We start from the raw sequence: 21,836 nt of genomic DNA, 5'->3' as shown, positions 1-21,836 counted from the left end.
TCTCTCCTCTTACTTTCTGATGTATTGATAACTAATTAAATGGGTAACGGGCTGGTTCGCCGGTAAGATCACGTCGCCAAAGTCCGCGTGATGAATCGCGTCCGGTAAGGTTTGGGCTTCCATGGCTAATGCATTGTAATCGCGTTGATCGGCACGTTTCTCGTCCGTTGGATTAGCCGTGAAGACGACCAGTCCATTACGATCAGAGTACACTTGGACCTCCCGGTGACCCGTGGTGTCCCCCACCGTGGCGATTGGTGTGTCCTTGCTCGGTTCCACAACAAAAGCATCGTCATATTCGACCTGACCTGTTTGATGTAATTGGTCTAAGCCGTCTTTGATGGTCCGCGGTTGACTGAAGTCGTAACCAGTATTGGCAGTCGTGGCCATCTCGCCAGTTGGAATCTTCGCCTGGTCTAAGACGAGCCGCTTGGTACCGCTCAACTTCAACCATTGCTCATTCAGACTGTGCTGGTCATCAGTGACGTTGAAGTAGGTGTGGACCGTCGGGTTAAACAACGTAGCAGCATCACTTTGGGCATCAAACGTAATGTCCAAACGATTCTCCTCAGTCAGTGTATAGGTGACCGTCGTCTTGAGGTTGCCCGGATACTTGTCGTCAGCGGGGGTGGCCGTATGGGTCAGCACAACACTAGCGGTATCCGCAGTTTGTGTCGTCGTCGCGTCCCAGTTAACGAAGGTAAAGCCGTGGGGGCCACCGTGGCTGGCGTTGGGTTTCTCGTTGGCGTCCAAGTGAATCGTCTGGCCATCGAGGTCAAATTGGGCGCCGGCAATTCGGCCAGCGACCCGACCTAACGTTTGGCATAAGTAATAAGGGTTGTGGTCATAGTCAGCTAAATTGGGTAAGTTCACAATCAGTTGGTGACGTTGACCATCTTCATCAACGCTAAATTCTTGTAGCGTTGCCCCCCAGGTCAGAATTGCGACCCGCGTTCCCTGTCGGTTGGTCAATAAGTACTTGGTAACTTCTTGCTGGTGCAACATGCCAGCAGCACTTGTGGTAATTTCCATAAAAAATAGCACCTCCAATTAAAAGAATCCGGTTTCATTGTATAATACTCCGCTGGTAAGTACCAATTTTTTACTAAAATTTTCCTGATTGTCCAAATTTAACCGGACGTCCCCGTCTCTGTAGCCCCCCACACCAGTGTCGAATCCAGTAAGTCGCGTCCACAATTACCTAACGCTGCACAAACTATTCTGGGTTAAGTCACCGGTGACAGTCAAAAATCGCGAATAAGTTGCCCGTTATTCATCCGTAAATTTGACTGACCATTAACGCTAATTTTAACGACACATAGCTATCGCTGGCCATCGCCTGAAATCCCTGTTATATCAACATGAAAAGCCCTGAAGTCATTAATTTTGATTCCTTCAAAAAAAACGACTGCTACATACATTTGGAATCATGTTTATTCTTATTAGGAATAACGAATATTCTAAAAAGACGCATAATCTCTGGACTTATCAAGCGATTATTAGCTATACTTACGCCACATCGTTCAGTTATGAACAATGAAATGAGGGTCAGCTTGTCACCTTAAGGTAAAGACTGGCACTCAAACATGATAACAAAATCCGTTGCTGCTCTACCGCTTTAGTAAGCACCAAGTAAAGTGTCTACCAGCGCTAAGCGGCTACTCACAATCTTAGACTTGATAAGGAGGAACTTCACTATGCCATCCACAACAGCTGCCGCAGAGAAGCTTTTGTTACAAATGGTTGATGATTATACTGCCCGGGAGATTGCCCCTCAGGACATGCCAATGGACGCCGCCGGGGACTTTCCCGCCGGTTTTGTGCAACAGTTGACCACGACTGGCTTCTTAGGCCTCATGTTACCCCAAGAATTCGGCGGTGCCGGCTTCGGTCCCGAAGTCACGGCCACGGCCTTGAATCACATCGCTCGGGGGAACGCCAGCACGGCCGTCACCCTTGAAGGCCATTTCAAGACCATCGATCAAATTTTAAAATTCGGGACCCCCGCCCTTCAGCAACAATTATTGCCATCCGCTAACGACCGGATCTTCGCCTTTTCCATGACCGAAGCCAGCGGTGGGTCGAACCCCATGGGCATCAGCTCGACCGCGACACGCGAGGGTGATCACTGGGTCATCACCGGCGATAAGATCATGATTACGAACGGTGGCCTCGCACAAGTCTACTGTGTGCTAGTCAAGACTGCGCCGCAAGAGCTCTCCGTCTTCGTTGTGGACCAGGACATGCCCGGCTTTTCATTTGGCAAGCGTGAAGACTTCATCGGTCTACGCGGCACCCCCGTTGGTGAAATCGTTATGGATCACATTATCGTTGACGATGACCACTTACTGGGAAAACTCGGCGATGGCGGAATGATCGGTGACAGTGCTCACGACGACGCCCGCATCCTAATGGGCGCTGTGCTAACTGGCATCATGGAACATGAATTGAAGATTGCCACGGATTACGCCAAAGAGCGCAAAGCCGGTGACAAACCCCTGACTAAGCTGCAAGTCACTCACCGCAAAGTCGCTGATATTGCCATGCGCAAAGAAACGACTAAGCTCTTGTACCAACGAGCCGCCCAGCTCAAGGCTGCCGGTCGTCCTTATAGCGAGGAAGCTGCTATGGCCAAGGCCCACGGTTCACGCGCTGCTGTAAGTGCCGGCGATGACACCTTACAAATCTTAGCCGGCTACGGTTACAGCCGTGAGTATCCCGTTGAACACTTGATTCGCGACGCACGCGCCATGGAAATCGCTGAAGGGACCGTCGAAAAAATGCGGTCCGCCATTGCTAATGCCGAATTCAATAAATAGGAGGTTCCCCATGAAAATTGTGGTTTGTATCAAACAAGTTCCCGAAACCAACGACGTCACCATTGACCCGGTCACCCATAACTTGGACCGACGCGGGTTAGCTGGCGTCATGAATCCCTTTGATAAGAATGCCGTTGAGCAGGCACTCCAACTGAAGGACGCCGACAAGGATGCCGAAGTCGTGCTCCTCAGTATGGGCCCCGACGACTACGCCGAATCCTTGCGTGAAGGCATGGCCATGGGTGCCGATGCTGGCGTGCTCCTATCTGACCGCGCCTTTGCTGGTGCCGACACCTTAGCGACTGGCTACGTGATTGCACAAGCCATCAAGCAAATTGGCAACGTCGACCTCGTCTTATTTGGCCGGCAAGCCGTCGACGCCGATACGGGCCAGGTCGGCCCCATCGTTGCTGAATTCTTACACCAACCACAGATCACCTACGCCGCCAGCTTACGGTTAAGCGGCACCAACGAGGTCACAGCTGAACGGCTCTTAGAGGATACCAAGCAAACACTGGTTGCCACCCTCCCCGCCGTGGTCAGCGTCCGGAGTGAATTAAACACGCCACGTTACCCAACGCCACGCAATATTCAATTGAGTTTCGCAAAACCATTGACCGTTTGGCACCACGACGACCTCGACTTAGACGATTCGCGTTTAGGTCAGGCCGGCTCGCCAACCATCGTGACCAAGGTCTACGCACCAGAACCCGTAAAACGGGAACTGACGCCGCTGACCGGGACGCCAACGGAAGCTGCCAACCAACTCATTACGGCCCTTAAGAACCGTCAACTCATCTAAGGAGGAATCTGCCATGTCAAAACCAGAACTTTGGGTCATTGCGGAACGCCGCTTAGACCACGTCGAACCCACGACCCAACAATTAATCACTAAAGCTAAACATTTAGCCGGCGATCATTTCAAAGTCATCACGATCCTGTTGGAAGCCACCGCCGACCATTTGGAAAATGAACTCACAGCTTACGGTCCCGATGAAATTCGAATCGTTCGCGACGACCGTTTTCCCACCGCCACTGACGCTGAACACGCTGACGCCCTGAAGCAACTCGTCGATGACTACCAACCCAACTCGATTCTATTTGGGGCGACCATCACTGGCCGTTCCATCGCCCCGCGGCTACAGGCCAAGCTACAAACCGGTCTGACTGCTGATTGCCTTGACCTGCGCTTCGATGACGACACCCTGGTCGCCACTAAACCTTCCTACGGGGACAACATCATGTGTGAGATTATCTGCCCAGACCACCGGCCACAAATGGCAAGCGTGCGGCCCAACACCTTCGTCGCCACCCCAGCACCAGGTGATGCCAAGATTACCACGGCCACGGTCACGGTCCATCCAGTCGACCGGCTCAACCTGACAACTGCCCGGCCAGTCGTTAACACGGCCACTACGGTCGGCGATGCTAACCGCGTAGTGGCGCTAGGCCGCGGTGCTGCTAGTGCAGCTACGATTGACACTGCCACTAAATTAGCCGAAAAGCTCGGTGGACGCATCGGGGTCTCTCGGCCACTGACCGACCAGGACCGCTTTACGCACGACGACCAAATCGGCCAGAGTGGTAACACGATTCACCCCGAACTGATCCTAAACTTCGGAATCAGCGGTGCCGTTCAGTACTTAGTCGGCATGCAGGACTCACAGACCATCGTGGCCGTCAACGCTGATGCGCAGGCCCCCATCTTTGATGTCGCAGATTACGGCTACGTGGGGGATGCCCAAGCCTTCATGTCCGCCTTGCTTGCACAATTCAATTAGCCTGCCGCCTTACCGTTCGCCAAATTTGGACCGGAACGCGGTGGGTAGGACGGCCAAAGCCTGTGGAGCGGTCTTTGACCTCGCTTTGAGCCGGAAAATTCACCGTCTCAAAGTCGCCATTTTTCAAGCAATACACTTGAAAAATCCCACGGCTGAGTCCAAATTTGGCTCACTCCCGGCTACTTGAATAGTTAACAATTATGGTGCAGAAAGCCATTGCATTAGAGATATGCTGGCTAAACGTCCCTACTTTTCCCACAATCCCTATTCACGGCTGGCTCCATCCCTGGCATTCTCCGGCGCGGATTGTGTTTTAGCATAAAAATGGCTGTCAAACACGGTTACCCAATATTTTAGGTCGCCATTGATAACGCCGGTTATAGTTAATCTCAATTTCGTCTGAAAACACAATGTAAGCCGAGAGGTCGGCAGATATGGGCTCAGGCGCGTCGTTCTACTTAGTCAGTAAGTGATCTGCTTACTGGCTTTAGTAGAAAACCAAGCTTGTAGACTCGGTTCTTTCGAGGCTTCAAGTTGCGTTCGCACCGTTCCAGCCCATATCTGCCGGCCGGTAAGGCGAATCAACCACTATGTTGCCTAGTTATATTATTAGAATAAGCCTAGCCGGTACTTTGGAACTTTTAATCTTCAGGTGATTGCATAAAAAAACGTAGACACTATCTCGAAAATCAGATGGTGTCTACGTTTTTCGTTTGCACATTTGCTATCATTACGCTTGGCCTGACAACCAACTCGCTGCTAAAGGTCGAAAGCCGAAGTTCAAGTCTCATCCCAGTGTGGGTCAGAAATGATGCCAGTCCACCTCAAACGGGTCTACAACGCCAGTAGCTCTGCCAACAATTCTCGAGCTGACTCATTCAGCTTCTCTTGGGACTTGTCGTTACCCAGGTGGGTGTAGATTTCGCCGACATAAATGTCATCCTTAAACAATTGGTCGAAGACGGCATCGATGATCGGTTGCGTTGCAGCCTGTTCCTGAACGGGACCAAATGGGTTAGCAAAGAATGTGGTGCTCATCCCCACTTCATCCGTGGTGCCCAAGGCTTTCCGTTTTCCTGCAACGAAGGTGGCTTCTGCCGACTGTTGATCCGCAAACCGGTGCACACCGACCGCATCATCGTAGTTGTTCGCGTAGACCCACATGTCAATTTCGTGATGCGCGACGACCCGGGGCCAGGTGTTGGCCGGGATAATGACCCGCGCATTTTTCTGTTCCGGATTCATATAGATACCGCGGTCCATGTTATTAAAGGCCACTTCGCTGCTCAGGTCGTCCAGCCGAACAAAGGCTCCCGTCTCGGTTCCCTGCGCGTACAATTTGCCATCAGCCAGCGTAAAGCTGCCCATGTCATCGAAGATGGTTTCGATGTTGGCAATCTGTTCGTCGGCCACCGTCTGTAAGGCTTCAATCGACTCGGACTTACCGGCACCGGAATCGCCGAAGAACACGACGGTCTTGGTCTGCCCATTGGTAAAGGTAATCTTGACCATCGAGCCGTGGATCGGTAGGCGCTTTTCGGCGATCATATGCAGATTATGCAACGTCAGACACATCTTTTTCATGTAGCCAAAGTAAGTGGTCTGGTCGTTGTAAGGGACTTGGCCAACGTACAGTTGGTTCTGCGCATCGTAGAAATAGTGGCCGTTTTCGGGTTGGTCATCCCCCGCTGCCCCAGGCGTTCCAAACAACAGTACCAGGTCAGGCTTCTTCCCCACAATTTGGTCGCGGTCGGCCAATTGGAATAAGTTCGCTAGTGCCAGGCCAGACGCCAGATAGTCGCGGTGGAAGTAGATGTAGGCCAAACTTTCCCCAATCAAAGCGGGGTAGCAGTACCAGTCGTCATTGGTCCCCGTAAAGTTTTCAATTGGGTTGACCGCCGTAGCCGTGAAATGGCCCTTCCGCTTGTTGCTCTTGGTGTGGAGCATCATCGGTGGTCGTAACATCAGCCGGCTCATGAAGCGAATATTTTTCAGCGCCTCGTACCCCGCTGGCACCGGCCAATCGACCTTTTGCAGCAAAACGCAGGCCGTCGAACCAGCATTGACTTGCCGGTAAACGTGGTTGGCGTGACCTTGTAATTTTTCTTCAATCGTCCGATACAAGCGAATGACTAAGTCGTTAAATTGTTGATCAATCGTCATAAATTCGCTAGCCATCACGTCATTATGTTTGATGGTCATCGTGGCGACCCGCAGGTAGGTCCGGTAATAAGAGTAGAGATCTTCAATGCTGGCTAAAATCTCCGCTGGCTGAAACTGCTCGTAGGCGTCCGTCCGATCCGTCAACACAGCCTTAATCGTCGTGAGGTACTCTGGCGCCGACACCAGATTAAAAGTCGTTGCGGGATTGGCATCAGCCGGCATCTTGGCGCGCTGTTCCGTCAAGAACAGTTGCACGAACTTAGCCAACTCATCGCTATTCACCAAGTCAAAAATACTGGTCATGAAGTGTTCGTTATAGTTTAAAACGGCAACGCTACGGTCTGGATTGGCGTAAAAAGAAGCCAAATCAATCGGTGCTGGTGTTTGCATGGGAAAACCCCTTTCAAATTTGTTTGCTACGGTTCTGACGCTAAGATGATCTCCATAAGTTGGTAACTGGGTTAGAACCCCTAGGGTATGTACGGTCGTCTCAATTTTCGTTGTCATCACAACGTTTCAGTTCCGCCCTAAATTTTTAGACCATCTTAGACTTATCCGCTATTTTAGCGTACTTAAGACGCTGAGGGAAGCAACTTCTTACTTGTCTTGCTGACTAAAGAGGTGAAATAACTGCCGAAGATACTCATGCTGCGGATTGTCTGCCTGATACATCGCGTAAATGACCCGTAAGTCCTCCGGCACCGCCACCGGAATCTTGACCACATTGAAGGCTTCCAAATACAGCGTATCCGCGACTAACCCAACCGCAGTGGACGCTTGGACCATCCCCGCAATTGAGATTTCATCCGGATAAGCCGCCGTTAAATGAAGGCGGTCGGCTACGCCCTGGCGCTTCAACGTTCGCTGCACCTTTTGCCCGATCAATAGCTCTGGTGTATAAGTCAAGACGTGCTCGTCCACGAGATCCGTCAACTGTAACTGCCGTCGCTGCGCTAACGGATGGTTGGGGGCCGCGATGACGATGAACGGTTGTTTGAGCAACGGATGGTATAAATAACCCGGTTCCCGCCCATCAACGGCCGCAATTCCCAAATCCAAGGTCTTGGCTGCTAACCCCTGTTGAATCTGCTCGGTCGTCACGCTGTGGAGTTCAAAGCGCACTTGTTGCGTGTGTTCCTGCTCGAATTCGTGCAGAACCTTCGGTAGATACGTCCCAATAACGGTCGGAATACACCCGACCCGAATCGTAATTGGCTGGTGCGCATTCGCCGCAATCACCGCGGCCACCCCATCGTCTAAAGTCTGCAAGCTTTGTTGAACCACCTTTAGCAGGTCATGGCCTGTGTCGGTCAGCACAATGTTGCGGCCTTGCTTGGCAAATAATGTCAACTGGAGTTCTGCTTCTAACCGATGAATGGCGTTAGTCAAGCTGGGCTGACTCACATGTAACTCCCGCGCGGCCTGCGTATAGTTTTCCAAGCGACCAATGCATTCAAAGTAGCGTAGTTGATTTAAATTCATTCGCATCCCTCTGTTCTTCATGTCACAACTAATAGTCTCAGGCTATGGATTGCTTTCCAATCGGTATTGGTATTTTGCTTGCTTCCAGCCTACCATAAAAGGCGTAAGGAAGCGCTTCTAAATTTAAGCTCAATCATTCACTTATTCCTAAATTCTAGTTAAGGCGGTGCTTTATTATGGATACGACGCAAACAACTCCCGTTTCCGGTCATCGGCGGCTCATCTTCACCGCCGCCTTCATCATTATTTTCTGTTGCTCAGCCTCGGCAGCCTTCTCCGTTTTTGCTGATACCTTAGTCAAAGCCACCAGTGCCACGGCTTCGCAAGTAGCCTTGACCCTGACCATCTACCAATTTTTCATGGCCGCGTTCGGCATCATCTCCGGTCGAATCATTGACCACTCTTCACCGAAAAAGTTGATGTACGTTGGCGGCTTTATCTTCGGCCTCGGCTGGTTCTTAGGGGCCTTCGCGCACAACATCTGGTTCCTGTACTTCTCCATTGGGATTTTAGCCGGTAGTGGCAACGGTCTCCTGTATAACCCGGCCCTCCTGACCACGTTGAAATGGTTCCCCGAAAAGCGCGGAACGATTTCCGGCTTGCTCCTCGGGGCCGCATCACTCGGGCCGCTGGTCTTGGCTAAGGCCGGTGCTTGGCTGTGTGACACGATGGGGGCCAATGGTCTGATGCCGATTGGTATTGCCTACTTAGCACTTATTTGGTTGGTCGGCTGGTTGATGGCCTCACCGGAAACACCAGCGGAAACCCAAGATCACCCAGCACCCGCAACGACTGGAAAGTCACCTAAAGAAATGATGGGTTCTCTCAACTTTTGGCTACTACTGCTGCTCTTCGCAATTGCCTGCACGGCCGGAATCATGCTGATTGGCTCACTGTCTTCCATTGCGCAAGTCCAGCTCCAATTGACGCCCATCGTGGCCGCTAACTTTGTCGTGGTCAACACCCTCGCTAATTTCTTCGGCCGGATGATCACGGGCCGTGCCGTTGACAAATTAGGTGAGACTCGGACGTTACTGATCATTCTTTGCCTCACCATTCTTGGCCTGGCGGGTCTCCGCTTTGCCGAAAACATCGCCGTCTTTACCATCTTCTTGATTATTCTCGGTGCCTCATTCGGTGGTGTCCTGGTCGTCTTCCCAACCTTAACGGGCAAGACATTTGGCCAGAAGTTCTCCGGAACCAACTACGGCATCATGTTCTTTGGCTACGCGATCGGTGCGCTGATTGGACCACAGATTGCCACGTTATCCATGAGTCAGTCTGCTGGGACCCATGCATACTACGGGTCTTACTTAGTCGCCATCGGGGTCGCCGTTATCGGTATTCTGATCGACTTATATCTGATTCACCAAGGAATTGGCAAGCATGCAACGGCTACCGATGCCAACTAAGATGTCTTCCCCCAGCCGCAACTTGCACCCTAAAAAGAACCAGCACGACAAGTTTTTCACTAAAAAATTAATTTGGAGGTCATTTTTATGAAAATCGATGGACACACGCGTTTAGTTGGCTTGATTGCACACCCTGCCGGCCACTCTAAGTCGCCTGCCATGCACAACGCTGCATTTGCGCAGACCGACATCAACGCCCGGTTCTTAGCTTTTGATGTCGAACCCGATCAACTATCGGATGCACTCAATGCCGTGCGGGCCTTCAAGATGCTGGGCGCCAGCATCTCGATGCCCTTTAAACAGGCCGTGATTCCCCTACTCGACCACCTCGACAAGACGGCCGAGCTCGTGGGTGCCGTCAACACCGTGGTCAATCACGATGGCGAGTTGACCGGTTATACCACCGACGGGATTGGCTTCGTTGCGGCCTTGCGTGATGATGGCGTCAGCTTGGCTGGACAAACTATGACACTGGCAGGCGTTGGTGGCGCGGGCACGCCGATTGCCATTCAGACCGCCCTTGCCGGACTGAAGACCCTCAACGTCTTTAACATCAACGATCCGTCCGTCAAGAATGCCAAACACATCGTCCAGGTCATCAATGAACAGACTGACTGCCACGCGACCTTCTATCCCCTCGAAGACCGCGATCAGTTTAAACAAGCCATCAGTGAAAGTGACATTTACACCGATGCTACCGGGCTCGGCATGGGCAAATTAGTCGATAAGACTTTGGTCGACGACCCCACCTGGTTCCATGCCAACATGACCGTTTTCGATACGGTTTACGCACCGAGTGTCACCAAGCTCATGGGCGTTGCGCAACGGGCCAACGTTGCCCACGTCATCAATGGTCAAGGGATGCTACTGAATCAAGGGGCCGCGGCCTTCAAGCTGTGGACTGGAAAAGACATGCCCCTCAAGCAATTAAATCTTTAGGAGGAACTTATTATGACCGAATGGTTAGGATTAGAAGATAAGGTTTGCGTCGTCACCGGTGCGGTTGGCGGCATGGGAACCAAGATCTGTGAGGCATTGGCCGAACAAAAGGCAACCGTGGTGGCCCTCGATATGGACCAAGCCAAGACGGCCGAATTGGTCACCAAGTTGATCAATGACGACCACATTGCTGGGCTCGCTGTTAACTGCGACGTTACCAAGGAAACCAGCGTTCAACGGGCCGTTGATCAAGTGAAGGACACCTTTGGTCACGTTGACGTGGTCATTAACACCGCCGGCATTTTGAAATTTGATCCCTTGGAAGACCTCGACTACGCCACTTGGAAGCAAGTGCTGGACGTGAACTTAAACGGTTACTACTTGGTCACCCACGAATTTGGCAAGCTCATGATCAAACAGAAACATGGCACCTTCGTTCACATCTCCACGGTAGCCAGTGACATTCCTGAGACTTATAGTGGCGCGTACAGCACCAGTAAGGCCGGTGTCAATATGCTATCCAAGCAGGTGGCCGCAGAATGGGGCATGTTTGGCATTCGCAGTAATGTTCTCGAACCCTGCCTGGTCAAGACACCGATGTCAGCGGCCTTCTATGCCGATCCCAAGGTCGAGGATGGCCGCAAACAACTGACGGCCAGCAAGCGCATTGGGAGGACCGATGACATTGCCAACGCCATTCTCTTTCTGGCCAGCGACCGTTCCAGCTACATCAACGCGGCCGGCATCGCCATTGACGGCGGCTTCAGCGTCATGATGCAGAACCAGATTCCTAAGCCGGGCGGCCGTCGTGGTTTTGCGGAAACTCACTAATTAAAAAAATCCAACGACAAGTCATCGAATAACACTGGTACCTCATTCAAAATCGGTTTTTTCAGCGCGCAAAAGTTCTGAAAAGCCGATTTTATTTTGCCATTATGATTTTCCGTTCATTTAGCCGCTTGTTTTCCAGGACCGACTAGCCTAAACTTAATCTCAATTAAACCTAGCCTAAGGAGGCCATTTCCCATGACAGTTGAAGAATTTTGGCAGCAATTTAAGGCGGCACACCCAGAAGTGACAACCAACGACTATGACGCCTACGCTTTCTTTGATGCCGATGCCCTCGCCCACTTGGTTAAAATTGGTCGTAAGACCGCGACCACTTCCGCTCTGGAGCTCTATGATGCCAGCGATGCCCGGCCACAGGTTGGCGAATACAATATCGTTTTAGATGGTCAGGGACGGCCCGTCTGCGTGACGCAAACCAAAGTCGTGGAGACCATCCCCTTCGACCAAGTTTCCGCCGAGCACGCCTACCATGAAGGTGAAGGCGACCGCACCCTTGCCTACTGGCGAGACGTACACCGCCGGGTTTTCAAGTCCTTTTATCACCAGATGAACCGCGAATTTAGCCCAATTTAACGGTGCGACCGCTTACCCATCGTTTATTAATTAAGCCTTGGTCTTGCGGCCGTCGCGGAGAAGAGCGGCAAAGATCCACCCCACCACAGCAACGACTAGGAACGTTGCGAAGACTGCTCGATAGCCAGCTAAGTTGGCCAACATCGTCGATTCCACTTTGACATGGCTGGCCGTGACGGCGGCTAAGATTAAAGTGGCAACTGCCACCCCGGTCGATCCCAGAATTTGCCGCACGGTCGTAATGACCGCCGTTCCATGAGAAATCAACTGGTCGGGCAGCGAGTTGGCCCCCAACGTAACAGCGGGCATCATGACGAAGGCATTGCCCCCTTCAATCAGAGCGGCAATCAGAATCATCGCCAGTAGCGATTGCTTGCCACTAACCAGCGTCAACCATAACCACCCCAGCACAATCATCGACATCCCGGTCAGCATGGTGGCTTTGAACCCAATTTTGTCGGCTAATTTACCAGTCAACGGATTCAGCAAGCTCAAAACTACCGCACCGGGAACCAACGCCATACCGGAAGCAAACGGTGAAATTCCCAGTACCTCTTGGTAGTACAGTGGGAAAACAATCGTGACCACGATCAAGGCGATGTACGACGTCCCGGTCAGCAGTACAGCTAAATCAAAGTTAAACGTCTTTAAAACCCGTAGATCCAGTAACGGCGTGTCCACCTGGAACTGCCGCCAAACAAAGAAGGCCACCGCTAACAGGCTGACTGCAAGCAAGCCACCCATCGCACCCCAGTTGACTGCGGCCTTACCAATCTGATTGACGACGTACAAGATGCCAATGAAACCTAAACTACTCAGAACAGACCAATAGTCCAAGTGTGCCTTGTGTTGCGGCATCACGTCTTTGATTGTTTTCAGTGAAACAACAAAGACGACCGTAATGATCAGCATGAAGACCACAAACAGGCCCTGCCACGTGGTGTATTTTAGAACAATTCCAGAAATAATCGGGCCAACTGCTAACGCCGACCCCATGACCAAGCCAGCAAACCCCATCACACTCCCCCGTTGTGCTTCTGGCGTGATTCGCAGCATGACCGTTTGATATGAAGGAAACATAATTCCAACCGCCATGGCTTCCATGACCCGCCCCAACATCATCAGGGGAAAGCTAGTCGCTAAGTAAATAATAAAGGTCCCGACGTCAAATAACGCAAGCATACTGATAAATAATACCGGAAAGCGAATGTTATTCAACAACCACGGACTGACTGGCATCATGACCACCATGACCAGCATGAAGCCCGTCGTCAACCATTGAACGGTCGACGCGGGGATGTTGAAGTAGTGCATCAAGGTCGGGTACGCCGTCGACAGCGCTGATTGGCTGATCGACATGGTAAAGGTCCCGGCAAGTAACGTCCAAATAAAGGCAAGGTGACTGTAAGGCCGCCCGTTTAAATCAATTGCTTCCTGCATGTAACTCCCACTCCCTTAGTCCTACTTTAGAAACATTATTAACTGGAATCTATTCTAGTCCTTTTCGGAAGTCCTGTAAAATGATTGGACCGTTATCGCCTTATGCAATCAAGTTACTTCTCCGTAAATCTCTGTTACAATGGTATTAATTGGCAGTTGGTAACCTTACCAACCCCAGCGGACTACGCAAGGAATTGAGGGTAAAACATGGATTTAGTCGCATATTTAACGGATGAAATCAAATTTCTAAAGGAACAAATGGATCGGGCCGAGGAAGAAAAGGACAACGCCATGCATTTCTTGTGTGACGCACGCATCACCGAAGCCAAACGAATCTTAGATCAAGTCAACGACGGTAAAATCACCAGTCTAAAGGCTTAACAACTCGGGCGCTGTGGAGTAAATCTACGGGGCCTATTCTATTTCATTCAACCAACACCAGTTCACTATCCAAGAAGGACTCCTAACATTTACCAATCCCCCAACAGGTCGATAACCTGTAGGAAAAAGCGTTATGTCGTCAAGTCTGCCTCACCTGATGAAGTCTTCACCAGCCGCAGACGACCGCACCAAACATTTTTCCCGGCACAAGTCGCCGAAATGGCAGAATTGGTGTAAATTAGAAGAGTACGATAATTTTAGAGGAGGCAACACGTTGATTACACTTAAATCAGATCGTGAAATTGAAAAAATGGCCGCATCCGGTGCCGTTCTGGCCGGAGTCCACGTTGGCTTACGGGACATCATCAAGCCTGGTATCTCAACTTGGGAAATCGAACGCTTTGCCAACAAATACATTGCTGAACACGGCGCTACCCCATCCGAAAAGGGATTCGAAGGATACAAATACGCCACCTGTGTCAGTGTTAACGATGAAGTGGCCCACGCCATTCCACGTAAAGAATTATTACTTAAGGAAGGCGACATTGTCGCTGTCGACATGACCGTCAACTTGGACGGCTTTGAAAGTGATTCTTGCTGGACTTACGCCGTTGGTAAAATCAGTCCAGAAGCCCAACACTTAATGGATGTCACTAAGAAGTCCCTCTACTTGGGAATCGACCAAGCCGTTGTTGGTAACCGGATCGGTGACATTGGTCACGCTATCCAAGCCTACACGGAAGGTCAAGAACACATGGGTGACGTTCGTGAATTGATCGGCCATGGGATTCAGCCAACGATGCACGAACAACCCAACGTTCCTAACTACGGTGAAGCGGGTCGCGGCCTACGTTTACGTGCCGGCATGACCATTACCATCGAACCCATGATCAACTTGGGGACTTGGGAGATTGCATCACGTGAGACCGACGACAAGTCTTGGGAATACTACGTCACGGCTGACGGGTCATTGTCCGCACAATACGAACACACCCTGGTGATCACCGATGACGGTCCTAAGATCTTAACGTCACAAGATCCTGACATCGACGCTAAATATTTGCTCTAATCTAGGAGGACTTGCGCATGGCACTGACGAATCATACCCCAGAGGACAAGGTGCAACAGATTTTTGACCACATCGCGCCGCAATATGACCACATGAACAGCGTCATCAGTTTGGGGACACACCGTATCTGGCGGCAAAACGTGATGCGGTCGATGACCATCAAACGCGGTGACTTTGCCCTGGATTTGTGTTGTGGTACGGGCGACTGGACGTTGGCACTGGCCAAGGCCGTTGGTCCCGCGGGTCATGTGGTCGGACTGGACTTTAGTGGCGTCATGTTAACACAGGCTACTGCTAAGGTCCGCACGGCTAAACTTGAAGACCGCATTACACTGCGTCAGGGAGATGCCATGCAACTGCCCTATCCAGACAATAGCTTTAACGTGGTTACAATTGGCTTTGGCTTACGGAATGTTCCCGATGCCAACCAAGTCCTACGGGAAATGGCGCGCGTCGTCAAGCCGGGCGGCCAAGTCGTCTGCTTGGAAACGTCGCAGCCCGCGAACCCTATCGTTCATGCCGGTTGGCAACTATACTTTGGCCACTTGGTGCCGTTGATGGGACGGGTAGTCGCACATCACTATCAGGCTTACAACTACCTGCAGCAGTCCACGCACCGCTTTGTGTCGGTCGACGAACTGGCAACCATGTTTCGAGCTGCTGGTTTCGTCAACGTTCATTACCAGCAGTTTAATCTAGGGGCGGCGGCCGTGCACTTTGGCACCAAGCCTTACTAGAATTTTCAGCGGTAATTCAGGTCTGTTTAAACATTAAAAGGAGGTCCTGCCTCGCAACGTCATCAGTTGTGAGGTAGGACCTCCCTTTTCTTTATTCCCAAGAAATAATTTCAAGCTGAACCAGCTAGCCATTTCTCAGCCAGCAGACGTCATCCCCGGTAGCCATCCTGACCCCAATTTAGACTAACTTAAACATCCCGCAAACCGTTCACGGGGATTGCTATTAGGCCAAAGAAAAAGCCGCAATTCGTTGCAATAACTTTTGGTTATCATTTAACCGGGCAAAGGCCGCCGCGTCTTGTAGATCCTGGCGAATGGCGGCGGGATCAGCATGCTGATTCTGTCGGTTAATGGCGCGCTGGTAGAGGATTCGCGCGAGATAGTAGGTCACGTGATACTGGGCACAAATTTTAACGCCATACGTGAGCAGATCATTACTGGTCGTCAAGTCGTTGATTTTACCGTAGAAACAGCCGGTGTAGTAGACCACATTCAGTGCCCGCCAAACATTGTGCCGATTCTTAAAGTTCAACTCGCGGGCTTCACCAGCAACCTTGTTGAAGTAAAACGCTGCGCGGTCATTATCCCCGTGATTGCTATAAGCGATTCCCATTCCCGTGTAGGCTAGCGTTGCGTACATGGAGTGGTGGCCTTCATCAAACCGATTGAGGATCTGGGAAAAGTCATAGAGGGCATCTGCAATCGTTCCACCATTGAGGGCCGTCAGATAGCCGCGGATAAAGTAAAAGCGCATTTGAAAGTTGACGGTCCCATTTGCCGGGTCCCCCAACTGTTGTAAGCTATCTCTGACTTGGTCGTATTCCCCTTGTAAGAGTTGAAATTCTGCTTGTTCCAGTGCTTTAGAGCGTACAGAATCCTCATCGTGATTCAATGGAAAGAGATCGTTTAAGGTCAGTTCCAACCGGTCACAGAGTTGTAGTAAGATTTTTAATGACGGTACTTTGCCGTTTCGTTCGAATTTGCTTAAAGTCGCCTGTGTACAGATTCCCCGAGCCAGCTGGTCTTGCGACAAATGGAGTCGCTTTCGCGTTTCGATAAAGATATCAACATTCATTTAAATTAGCCATCCCTTAAACATTATGCGCTTATTATAACAATCCAAACGCCCGCCGACTAGTCCTGCCAGCCATGATTTTCGCGGTCCCAATCACGCTTCCGACTGCCGGAGACAAACGGGTTGCCAGCGACCGTGTAACGTAGGGGTCGGTCTTGCCAACTACCAGCACTGACACCGACCCGTGACGTCGCCGCAATGCGTTGGGGGTGCCGCGTCGCGTTGGGGGTAATCGTCAAGTTATGCGCACCCAACATGGTTCGATTTAAGTCCTTAGATTGGATACCCAATGCCGCCATCAGTTTACCCGGTCCATTCGTCACGTCCGGAACTGGCTTGTCACGATTTTGCTGCATTAGTGCTAAGCCGTGATGCGGTTCGATACCACGAATCAGGATTCCTTGCGGTGTTCCCTGAGATTGGGTTGCCACATCGAACATATAGTATCCCCGTAAAATGTAAATGTAAATCGTGCCCGGAGCGTCATATAACGCCGCATTGGCCGCCGTATAACGCCCATTGAAGGCGTGTGCTGCGGTATCCTGTTCACCAAGATAGGCTTCGGCCTCAACGATCCAACCACTCATGGTTCCCGCTGGCGTCTCGTAAACTAACTCGTGGCCCAACAACTCCCGTGCAATTTGTTCAGTTGGTCGCCCCGTATAAAAGTCGCCGATTGTCTGCTGCATGATTAAAAATGCCCCCTCTGAAACACCTATGCTAAAATGAACCCATGGAGATGATCTTTTATGGCAATTAAATGCGAACGAATTTACGCCAAGCCCGCTGATCTCGACGGTTATCGCGTTTTAGTCGACCGCCTATGGCCCCGCGGAATTTCCAAAGTCAACGCGCAACTCGCCACGTGGGAAAAAGAGATTGGTCCCTCGACCGACCTGCGCAAATGGTTTAATCACGATCCTGAGAAATTTCCGGAATTTCAACAACGCTATTTAGCCGAAATACAGGCTAATCCAGCGCTCTCAGACTTTTTAGATCTCCTGGCGGGTCAATTACCCGACCAAGACGTCATCCTACTCTACGGCGCTAAGGATGAGGCCCACAACCAGGCTGTGGTTCTCAAAGATTTTCTGCTTAAACGGTTGGCAGACCGAGTACCCGCTGCACGGCTGCAAGACTAAGTACGTTCGTTGCCGGCAACATCGCATCCGCACCAGGTAATGGCTGGGGATTGATCCCAATGGTCAGACACCCGGCTGCTTTGGCCGCCTGCACGCCGGTCACGGTATCCTCCAGGGCGACACACCGTTGGGGCGCTTGATCGATCAGTCGTGCTGCAGCCAAGTACACGTCCGGTGCCGGTTTACTGGCGCGAAGATCCGCTGCCGCAACAATCTTCGTGAAGACGTGACCCAATCCCAACCGGTCAATTTCGGCTGGCGCATTCGTCGAAGCTGAAGCGAGTGCGATTGGATAGTTAGCGGCCAAAAGTTCATCGAGAAAAGCGGTAATCCCGGGTAGCCGGTTTGCCGGCGTCATCTGCGCCACGAACTGACGATAGAGCGCATTTTCATGGTCCGTAATGGCGAGCAACTGGTCCTCACTGAACTCACTTTGGCGGTTCACGGATTTCAGAATCGTCATGAGTGACTCACGCCGACTCATTCCCGGCAGTAGCCGCGTTAATTTTGGCGTCCAGGGAACCTTCAGTTCCGCTGCAATCGCCTGCCAAGATGCCAAATGATATTGCCACGAGTCCGCAATGACCCCATGGAGATCAAATAAAAAGCCGCGAATTGGACTATCTTGCATCGTCAACTCCCCCTTACTGTGACCATTTTCGTAAGGTATATTATACACCAAAAGGGTTCCCGCCTAAATTGCGAGAACCCTTTTGGTTTAGCGAATCACAATAACTGAAACGTCTGATTTCTTAGCTAGCCGCAACCCGATAGCACCGGGATGACCATGACTAGCAAAGTCGACGTCGGCGCCACAAACGACCAGGTCCGGTTGAAAATCTGGAATAATCTTCTGTAAAACCACGTCGTCCACATCGCCACCTTCGGCAATAATGGACCGAACATCGTTGACACCAAAGGCTTGGGCCTTCGCTGCATACTCCTGCACAATAGTCCGCAGGTGGTCACGTTTTTCATTTAATTTCGTAGGCATTAAAGACTCATAGATGCTAATATCATCGCTTTCCAAGACGGACGCAATGCCCAGATGGGCCTGATAATCGCGCGCCATCGTCAAGGCAAAGCGAAACGCCCGACTGGTTGATGGCCGGTCGTCTTCATCGATGGTAATCAAAATTCGCCGGAAGAACAGCGGATTGGTCGCTTCGTCGTTGGTACTTTCATCTGCCATAACTATAATTCCCTCCAATGGATGATTCGGCTTCATTGTATCATATCTACACTAAAAATCGTACTGTCGTTCATGTCCGGTTCGATCATCTAAGCTTGGCTAACTTGCCAATCGGCGGAGCAACCTCAGCATTATTGACCACCCGCATACGACCAGCTGACAGCTGTTTCTTTAGACAACAGTACCCGCAACCGGAAAAGCTACAGGTTACGGGTACTGATTTTAGTTGATTAAATGATTACCGTGCGTGATCTGGGGATAAGATCATTGGCCCACGAACGGCACGCGGCAATTCGACCGTAATCCGCCGAATAACCACGGGCTGTGGCACCACAACGGGTACCGGCTTGGGTTTGGCCGCCAGCATGTGCCAGATAGAATGTAGCAACAAGATGCAGACAAACATCAACGGGAACCCGGCAATCGTCGAAACCGTTTGAACGGTCTTAAAGCCACCGACCATCACAATCCCAAAGGAGAAGATGATGAACACAACGACCCAGACCATCCGGTTCCAGCGACTAGGTTCTTCGCCATCATCCAAGTTCAGACTGGTAAATGATGACACGATGAAGGCGGAAGACGAAATCGTCGTTGCCAAGAAGATGAAACAAGAGATACAGTACAAAGCTAAGATAATCATCTTAAATGGCAAGGTTGCAATCACCGTGGCAACCACGGCAGCTTGTCCCTGCGTATTTAAAATGTGGACCAAGTTAACGGCACCGGTCCGTTGAAGCCACAACGAGTAGCCCCCGAAGATGGCGTAGAAACTCATGCATCCTAAAGCCCCATACGTTAACATCCCGACTAAGACCTGACGAATCGTCCGGCCCTTAGAAATCCGGGCAATGAACAGCCCCATTACTGGCATGTAGGACAACCACCAGCCCCAGTAGAAAATAGTTTCCTGCTGTGCGGTACTGTCCCCACCGTTAGGCAAGGTATTCGTCGACATCGCGATGAATTTCTGGGCCATCAGGCCAATACTGTTGGTTTCAGAGTTTAAAATATAAATTGTTGGTCCGATAATTAAAATGATGGCCAATAAGCCTAGCGCCGTCCAAATGTGAGCGGAACTTAACCGGTTGATCCCACCGTTCAGGCCATGGAAGACCGTGACGGCAAACAGGATAAACAGAATGATAAAGAGTTCAATTTTCAGCATTAAATTATCTTGTACACCGGTAAGCCGACTGAGCACTTTGGAGATAATTGGAATTTCCATCCCCACGGAAGAACCGATACCACCCATGATACCGAAGACGACTAAGAAGTCGACCACGTGACGGGCAACGACTTTTCCCGTGCTATCGCCTTGCAGACTCGTAATGGCTGCACTGACCCGTTGAACCTTACCATGCTTGACGTATAAGACGTAAGCAATCGCAATCGTGGCCGGCGCAAACATCATCCACGCCATTGGCCCCCAGTTGAATTGGCCCAACATGTGAGCGGCACTGTACGCATTGCTGGAGAATGGCTTGAAACCAAACGCCGGATGCTGTAAGTACCGTAATGGATCGACAATCGACAGCATTAAAATGCTGGCATCGATCGCCGTGGCAAACACCATGCTCCCCCACTGAAAGTTGCTGTAGTGAGGCTTGTCGTCAGGATCGCCCAATTTGACTTTCCCAAACTTACCAAATGCCAAATACATAAAAAATAAAAAGTTGACCACGTACACCATCATATAGGCCCATGACATGCGAGTATCAATCCAGTTCAATAATGAACTTAGTGTGGTTTGTAATTGATTCCCACCTAAGATAAATAGCAATGACGCGAGAATAAATAAAACGATGGTTGGCACGAATACTAACTTATCAATATTTTTACGCGCTAAAATAAATAATCCTCCTCATTTGTTTCCTGAAAGCCAAGCTTCCAGCGGATGATGTCCGGCGAGATTGTACGAAAAAAGCGCTGTAACTGGGGTCGTCATGCGAGCCACCTGTACAGCGCTTAAACGTTAAATACAAATTGCCTTTGTCAATCTCTCTGAAACGATATCCAAAGTCCATTATACGCGGTCAAAATAATTAGTAAAATCTTGCGGATGGATAAGTTTTTTCTATCGCAAATAAAGCGGTTACACAGCCGATAACCATAGTAATCTAAGAATATGATTAGAATTTGAAATTCAACTCAATTGTGGTTACTTTTTCAACTTATCCGGCCATTGTTCGCGCGCCCGCTGATCACCGGCAGCACTGTTGTCAATCTGCTTGATCACCCGGGCTGGGTTGCCGGCAATCACAACGTTATCGCCAAACGATTTGGTTACCACAGAACCCGCGCCAACGACCACATTATTGCCCAGCGTCACGCCAGGCAAGATGGTCACCCGACCACCTAGCCAAGCATTATCACCGATGGTAATTGGCGCCCCCATTTCAACATCGTTGTTCCGAGCCATGGCGTTCAATGGATGAACTGGCGTGTACAGCCCAATGTTCGGGCCAAAGTAGCAGTGTTCGCCAATCGTAATTGGGCAGGTGTCCAGGAAAGTCATATCGTAGTTACCATAGAAATGGTTCCCGATATGAATATTCCAGCCATAGTCAAACATGAAGCTGGCCTCAACGAAGAAATCATCACCAGTGTCCGCAAGCAGCGCCTGATAAGCGGTGTTGCGTTGCTGGTTATCATCGAGCTGATTAGCTGCCTTAAGTTGCTTCCGTGCTAACACTCGGCGGTCGATCAGTTCCTTATCGAATTGTTCGTAGGGCTGACCGGCCGTCATTTTTTCCCGTTCTGTTGCCATATCATCAATCAC

At 50.8% G+C, this 21,836-nt stretch carries 21 protein-coding genes; 11 read left to right on the top strand and 10 right to left on the bottom strand.

Going from position 1 to position 21,836, the window contains the following annotated elements; translation table 11 throughout:
- Positions 1-9: 9 nt before the first annotated feature.
- Positions 10-1,032 carry an aldose epimerase family protein gene (locus FAY32_RS00970; RefSeq protein ID WP_143461460.1) on the bottom strand — a complete coding sequence of 341 codons (1,023 nt, stop codon included), beginning with the start codon at positions 1,030-1,032 and terminating at the stop codon, positions 10-12.
- Positions 1,033-1,697: 665 nt separating this feature from the next.
- Here FAY32_RS00970 and FAY32_RS00965 point away from each other — a divergent pair.
- The 3 genes from FAY32_RS00965 to FAY32_RS00955 are packed head-to-tail and all read left to right on the top strand — an operon-like array spanning position 1,698 to position 4,600.
- Entirely contained in the window at positions 1,698-2,819 is a 1,122-nt protein-coding gene (locus FAY32_RS00965) for an acyl-CoA dehydrogenase family protein (protein WP_143461459.1), read from the top strand.
- A gap of 10 nt (positions 2,820-2,829) precedes the next feature.
- Complete coding sequence (locus FAY32_RS00960) at positions 2,830-3,621, top strand: electron transfer flavoprotein subunit beta/FixA family protein (protein ID WP_143461458.1); 792 nt, start codon at positions 2,830-2,832, stop codon at positions 3,619-3,621.
- A gap of 13 nt (positions 3,622-3,634) precedes the next feature.
- On the top strand, positions 3,635-4,600 hold the full coding sequence (locus FAY32_RS00955) for an electron transfer flavoprotein subunit alpha/FixB family protein (RefSeq protein ID WP_143461457.1): 966 nt from the start codon (positions 3,635-3,637) through the stop codon (positions 4,598-4,600).
- Between the two features lie 834 nt (positions 4,601-5,434).
- Here the strand turns inward: FAY32_RS00955 and FAY32_RS00950 are convergent.
- Complete coding sequence (locus FAY32_RS00950; protein ID WP_143461456.1) at positions 5,435-7,153, bottom strand: phosphoenolpyruvate carboxykinase (ATP); 1,719 nt, start codon at positions 7,151-7,153, stop codon at positions 5,435-5,437.
- Positions 7,154-7,360: 207 nt separating this feature from the next.
- A complete protein-coding gene (locus tag FAY32_RS00945; RefSeq protein ID WP_158727523.1) occupies positions 7,361-8,245 on the bottom strand; it encodes a LysR family transcriptional regulator in 885 nt (294 codons plus the stop codon).
- 176 nt (positions 8,246-8,421) lie between these two features.
- On the opposite strand from FAY32_RS00945, the gene FAY32_RS00940 reads away from it, so the two are divergent.
- The 4 genes from FAY32_RS00940 (at position 8,422) to FAY32_RS00925 (ending at position 12,018) form a co-directional block, all read left to right on the top strand.
- Positions 8,422-9,657 carry an MFS transporter gene (locus tag FAY32_RS00940; protein ID WP_143461454.1) on the top strand — a complete coding sequence of 412 codons (1,236 nt, stop codon included), beginning with the start codon at positions 8,422-8,424 and terminating at the stop codon, positions 9,655-9,657.
- Between the two features lie 87 nt (positions 9,658-9,744).
- Positions 9,745-10,596, top strand: a complete 852-nt coding sequence (locus tag FAY32_RS00935; RefSeq protein WP_143461453.1) for a quinate/shikimate dehydrogenase — start codon at positions 9,745-9,747, stop codon at positions 10,594-10,596.
- Between the two features lie 12 nt (positions 10,597-10,608).
- Positions 10,609-11,427, top strand: coding sequence for an SDR family NAD(P)-dependent oxidoreductase (locus tag FAY32_RS00930; RefSeq protein WP_191988123.1), 819 nt, complete (start codon positions 10,609-10,611; stop codon positions 11,425-11,427).
- A gap of 195 nt (positions 11,428-11,622) precedes the next feature.
- Positions 11,623-12,018, top strand: a complete 396-nt coding sequence (locus tag FAY32_RS00925; RefSeq protein ID WP_143461451.1) for an ASCH domain-containing protein — start codon at positions 11,623-11,625, stop codon at positions 12,016-12,018.
- 30 nt (positions 12,019-12,048) lie between these two features.
- Here the strand turns inward: FAY32_RS00925 and FAY32_RS00920 are convergent, their stop codons facing one another.
- The gene (locus FAY32_RS00920) at positions 12,049-13,458 is read right to left on the bottom strand and encodes an MFS transporter (RefSeq protein WP_143461450.1); all 1,410 of its coding nucleotides are present in this window, start codon (positions 13,456-13,458) and stop codon (positions 12,049-12,051) included.
- 207 nt (positions 13,459-13,665) lie between these two features.
- Between FAY32_RS00920 and FAY32_RS14775 the strand changes: the two genes are divergently transcribed.
- From FAY32_RS14775 to FAY32_RS00910, 3 genes are all read left to right on the top strand, one after another.
- Complete coding sequence (locus tag FAY32_RS14775; protein ID WP_191988122.1) at positions 13,666-13,839, top strand: hypothetical protein; 174 nt, start codon at positions 13,666-13,668, stop codon at positions 13,837-13,839.
- A 274-nt stretch (positions 13,840-14,113) separates the two neighbouring features.
- On the top strand, positions 14,114-14,908 hold the full coding sequence (map, locus tag FAY32_RS00915; protein WP_143461449.1) for a type I methionyl aminopeptidase: 795 nt from the start codon (positions 14,114-14,116) through the stop codon (positions 14,906-14,908).
- 17 nt (positions 14,909-14,925) lie between these two features.
- The gene (locus FAY32_RS00910; protein WP_143461448.1) at positions 14,926-15,645 is read left to right on the top strand and encodes a demethylmenaquinone methyltransferase; all 720 of its coding nucleotides are present in this window, start codon (positions 14,926-14,928) and stop codon (positions 15,643-15,645) included.
- Between the two features lie 223 nt (positions 15,646-15,868).
- Here FAY32_RS00910 and FAY32_RS00905 read toward each other — a convergent pair whose 3' ends face one another.
- Positions 15,869-16,720 (bottom strand): helix-turn-helix transcriptional regulator, encoded by an 852-nt coding sequence (locus tag FAY32_RS00905; RefSeq protein ID WP_143461447.1) that lies wholly within the window; start codon positions 16,718-16,720, stop codon positions 15,869-15,871.
- A 59-nt stretch (positions 16,721-16,779) separates the two neighbouring features.
- Positions 16,780-17,409, bottom strand: coding sequence for a DNA-3-methyladenine glycosylase (locus FAY32_RS00900; protein WP_143461446.1), 630 nt, complete (start codon positions 17,407-17,409; stop codon positions 16,780-16,782).
- Between the two features lie 60 nt (positions 17,410-17,469).
- Between FAY32_RS00900 and FAY32_RS00895 the strand changes: the two genes are divergently transcribed.
- A complete protein-coding gene (locus FAY32_RS00895) occupies positions 17,470-17,862 on the top strand; it encodes a DUF488 domain-containing protein (RefSeq protein WP_143461445.1) in 393 nt (130 codons plus the stop codon).
- Here FAY32_RS00895 and FAY32_RS00890 read toward each other — a convergent pair.
- The 4 genes from FAY32_RS00890 to FAY32_RS00875 all read right to left on the bottom strand — a co-directional run bounded on the left by FAY32_RS00890 (position 17,816) and on the right by FAY32_RS00875 (position 21,824).
- Positions 17,816-18,493, bottom strand: a complete 678-nt coding sequence (locus FAY32_RS00890) for an HAD-IA family hydrolase (RefSeq protein ID WP_143461444.1) — start codon at positions 18,491-18,493, stop codon at positions 17,816-17,818. The genes FAY32_RS00895 and FAY32_RS00890 overlap by 47 nt on opposite strands.
- Positions 18,494-18,580: 87 nt before the next feature.
- Positions 18,581-19,054 carry a universal stress protein gene (locus tag FAY32_RS00885; protein ID WP_143461443.1) on the bottom strand — a complete coding sequence of 158 codons (474 nt, stop codon included), beginning with the start codon at positions 19,052-19,054 and terminating at the stop codon, positions 18,581-18,583.
- Positions 19,055-19,292: 238 nt separating this feature from the next.
- Positions 19,293-20,870: a BCCT family transporter gene (locus FAY32_RS00880; RefSeq protein WP_143461442.1), complete on the bottom strand. Its 1,578-nt coding sequence runs from the start codon at positions 20,868-20,870 to the stop codon at positions 19,293-19,295.
- A 345-nt stretch (positions 20,871-21,215) separates the two neighbouring features.
- The gene (locus FAY32_RS00875) at positions 21,216-21,824 is read right to left on the bottom strand and encodes a sugar O-acetyltransferase (RefSeq protein ID WP_143461441.1); all 609 of its coding nucleotides are present in this window, start codon (positions 21,822-21,824) and stop codon (positions 21,216-21,218) included.
- Positions 21,825-21,836: the final 12 nt, after the last annotated feature.

This window comes from Levilactobacillus enshiensis (genome assembly GCF_007115095.1).
Taxonomy (GTDB): domain Bacteria; phylum Bacillota; class Bacilli; order Lactobacillales; family Lactobacillaceae; genus Levilactobacillus; species Levilactobacillus enshiensis.
This window is presented reverse-complemented; position numbering and strand designations above follow the sequence as displayed.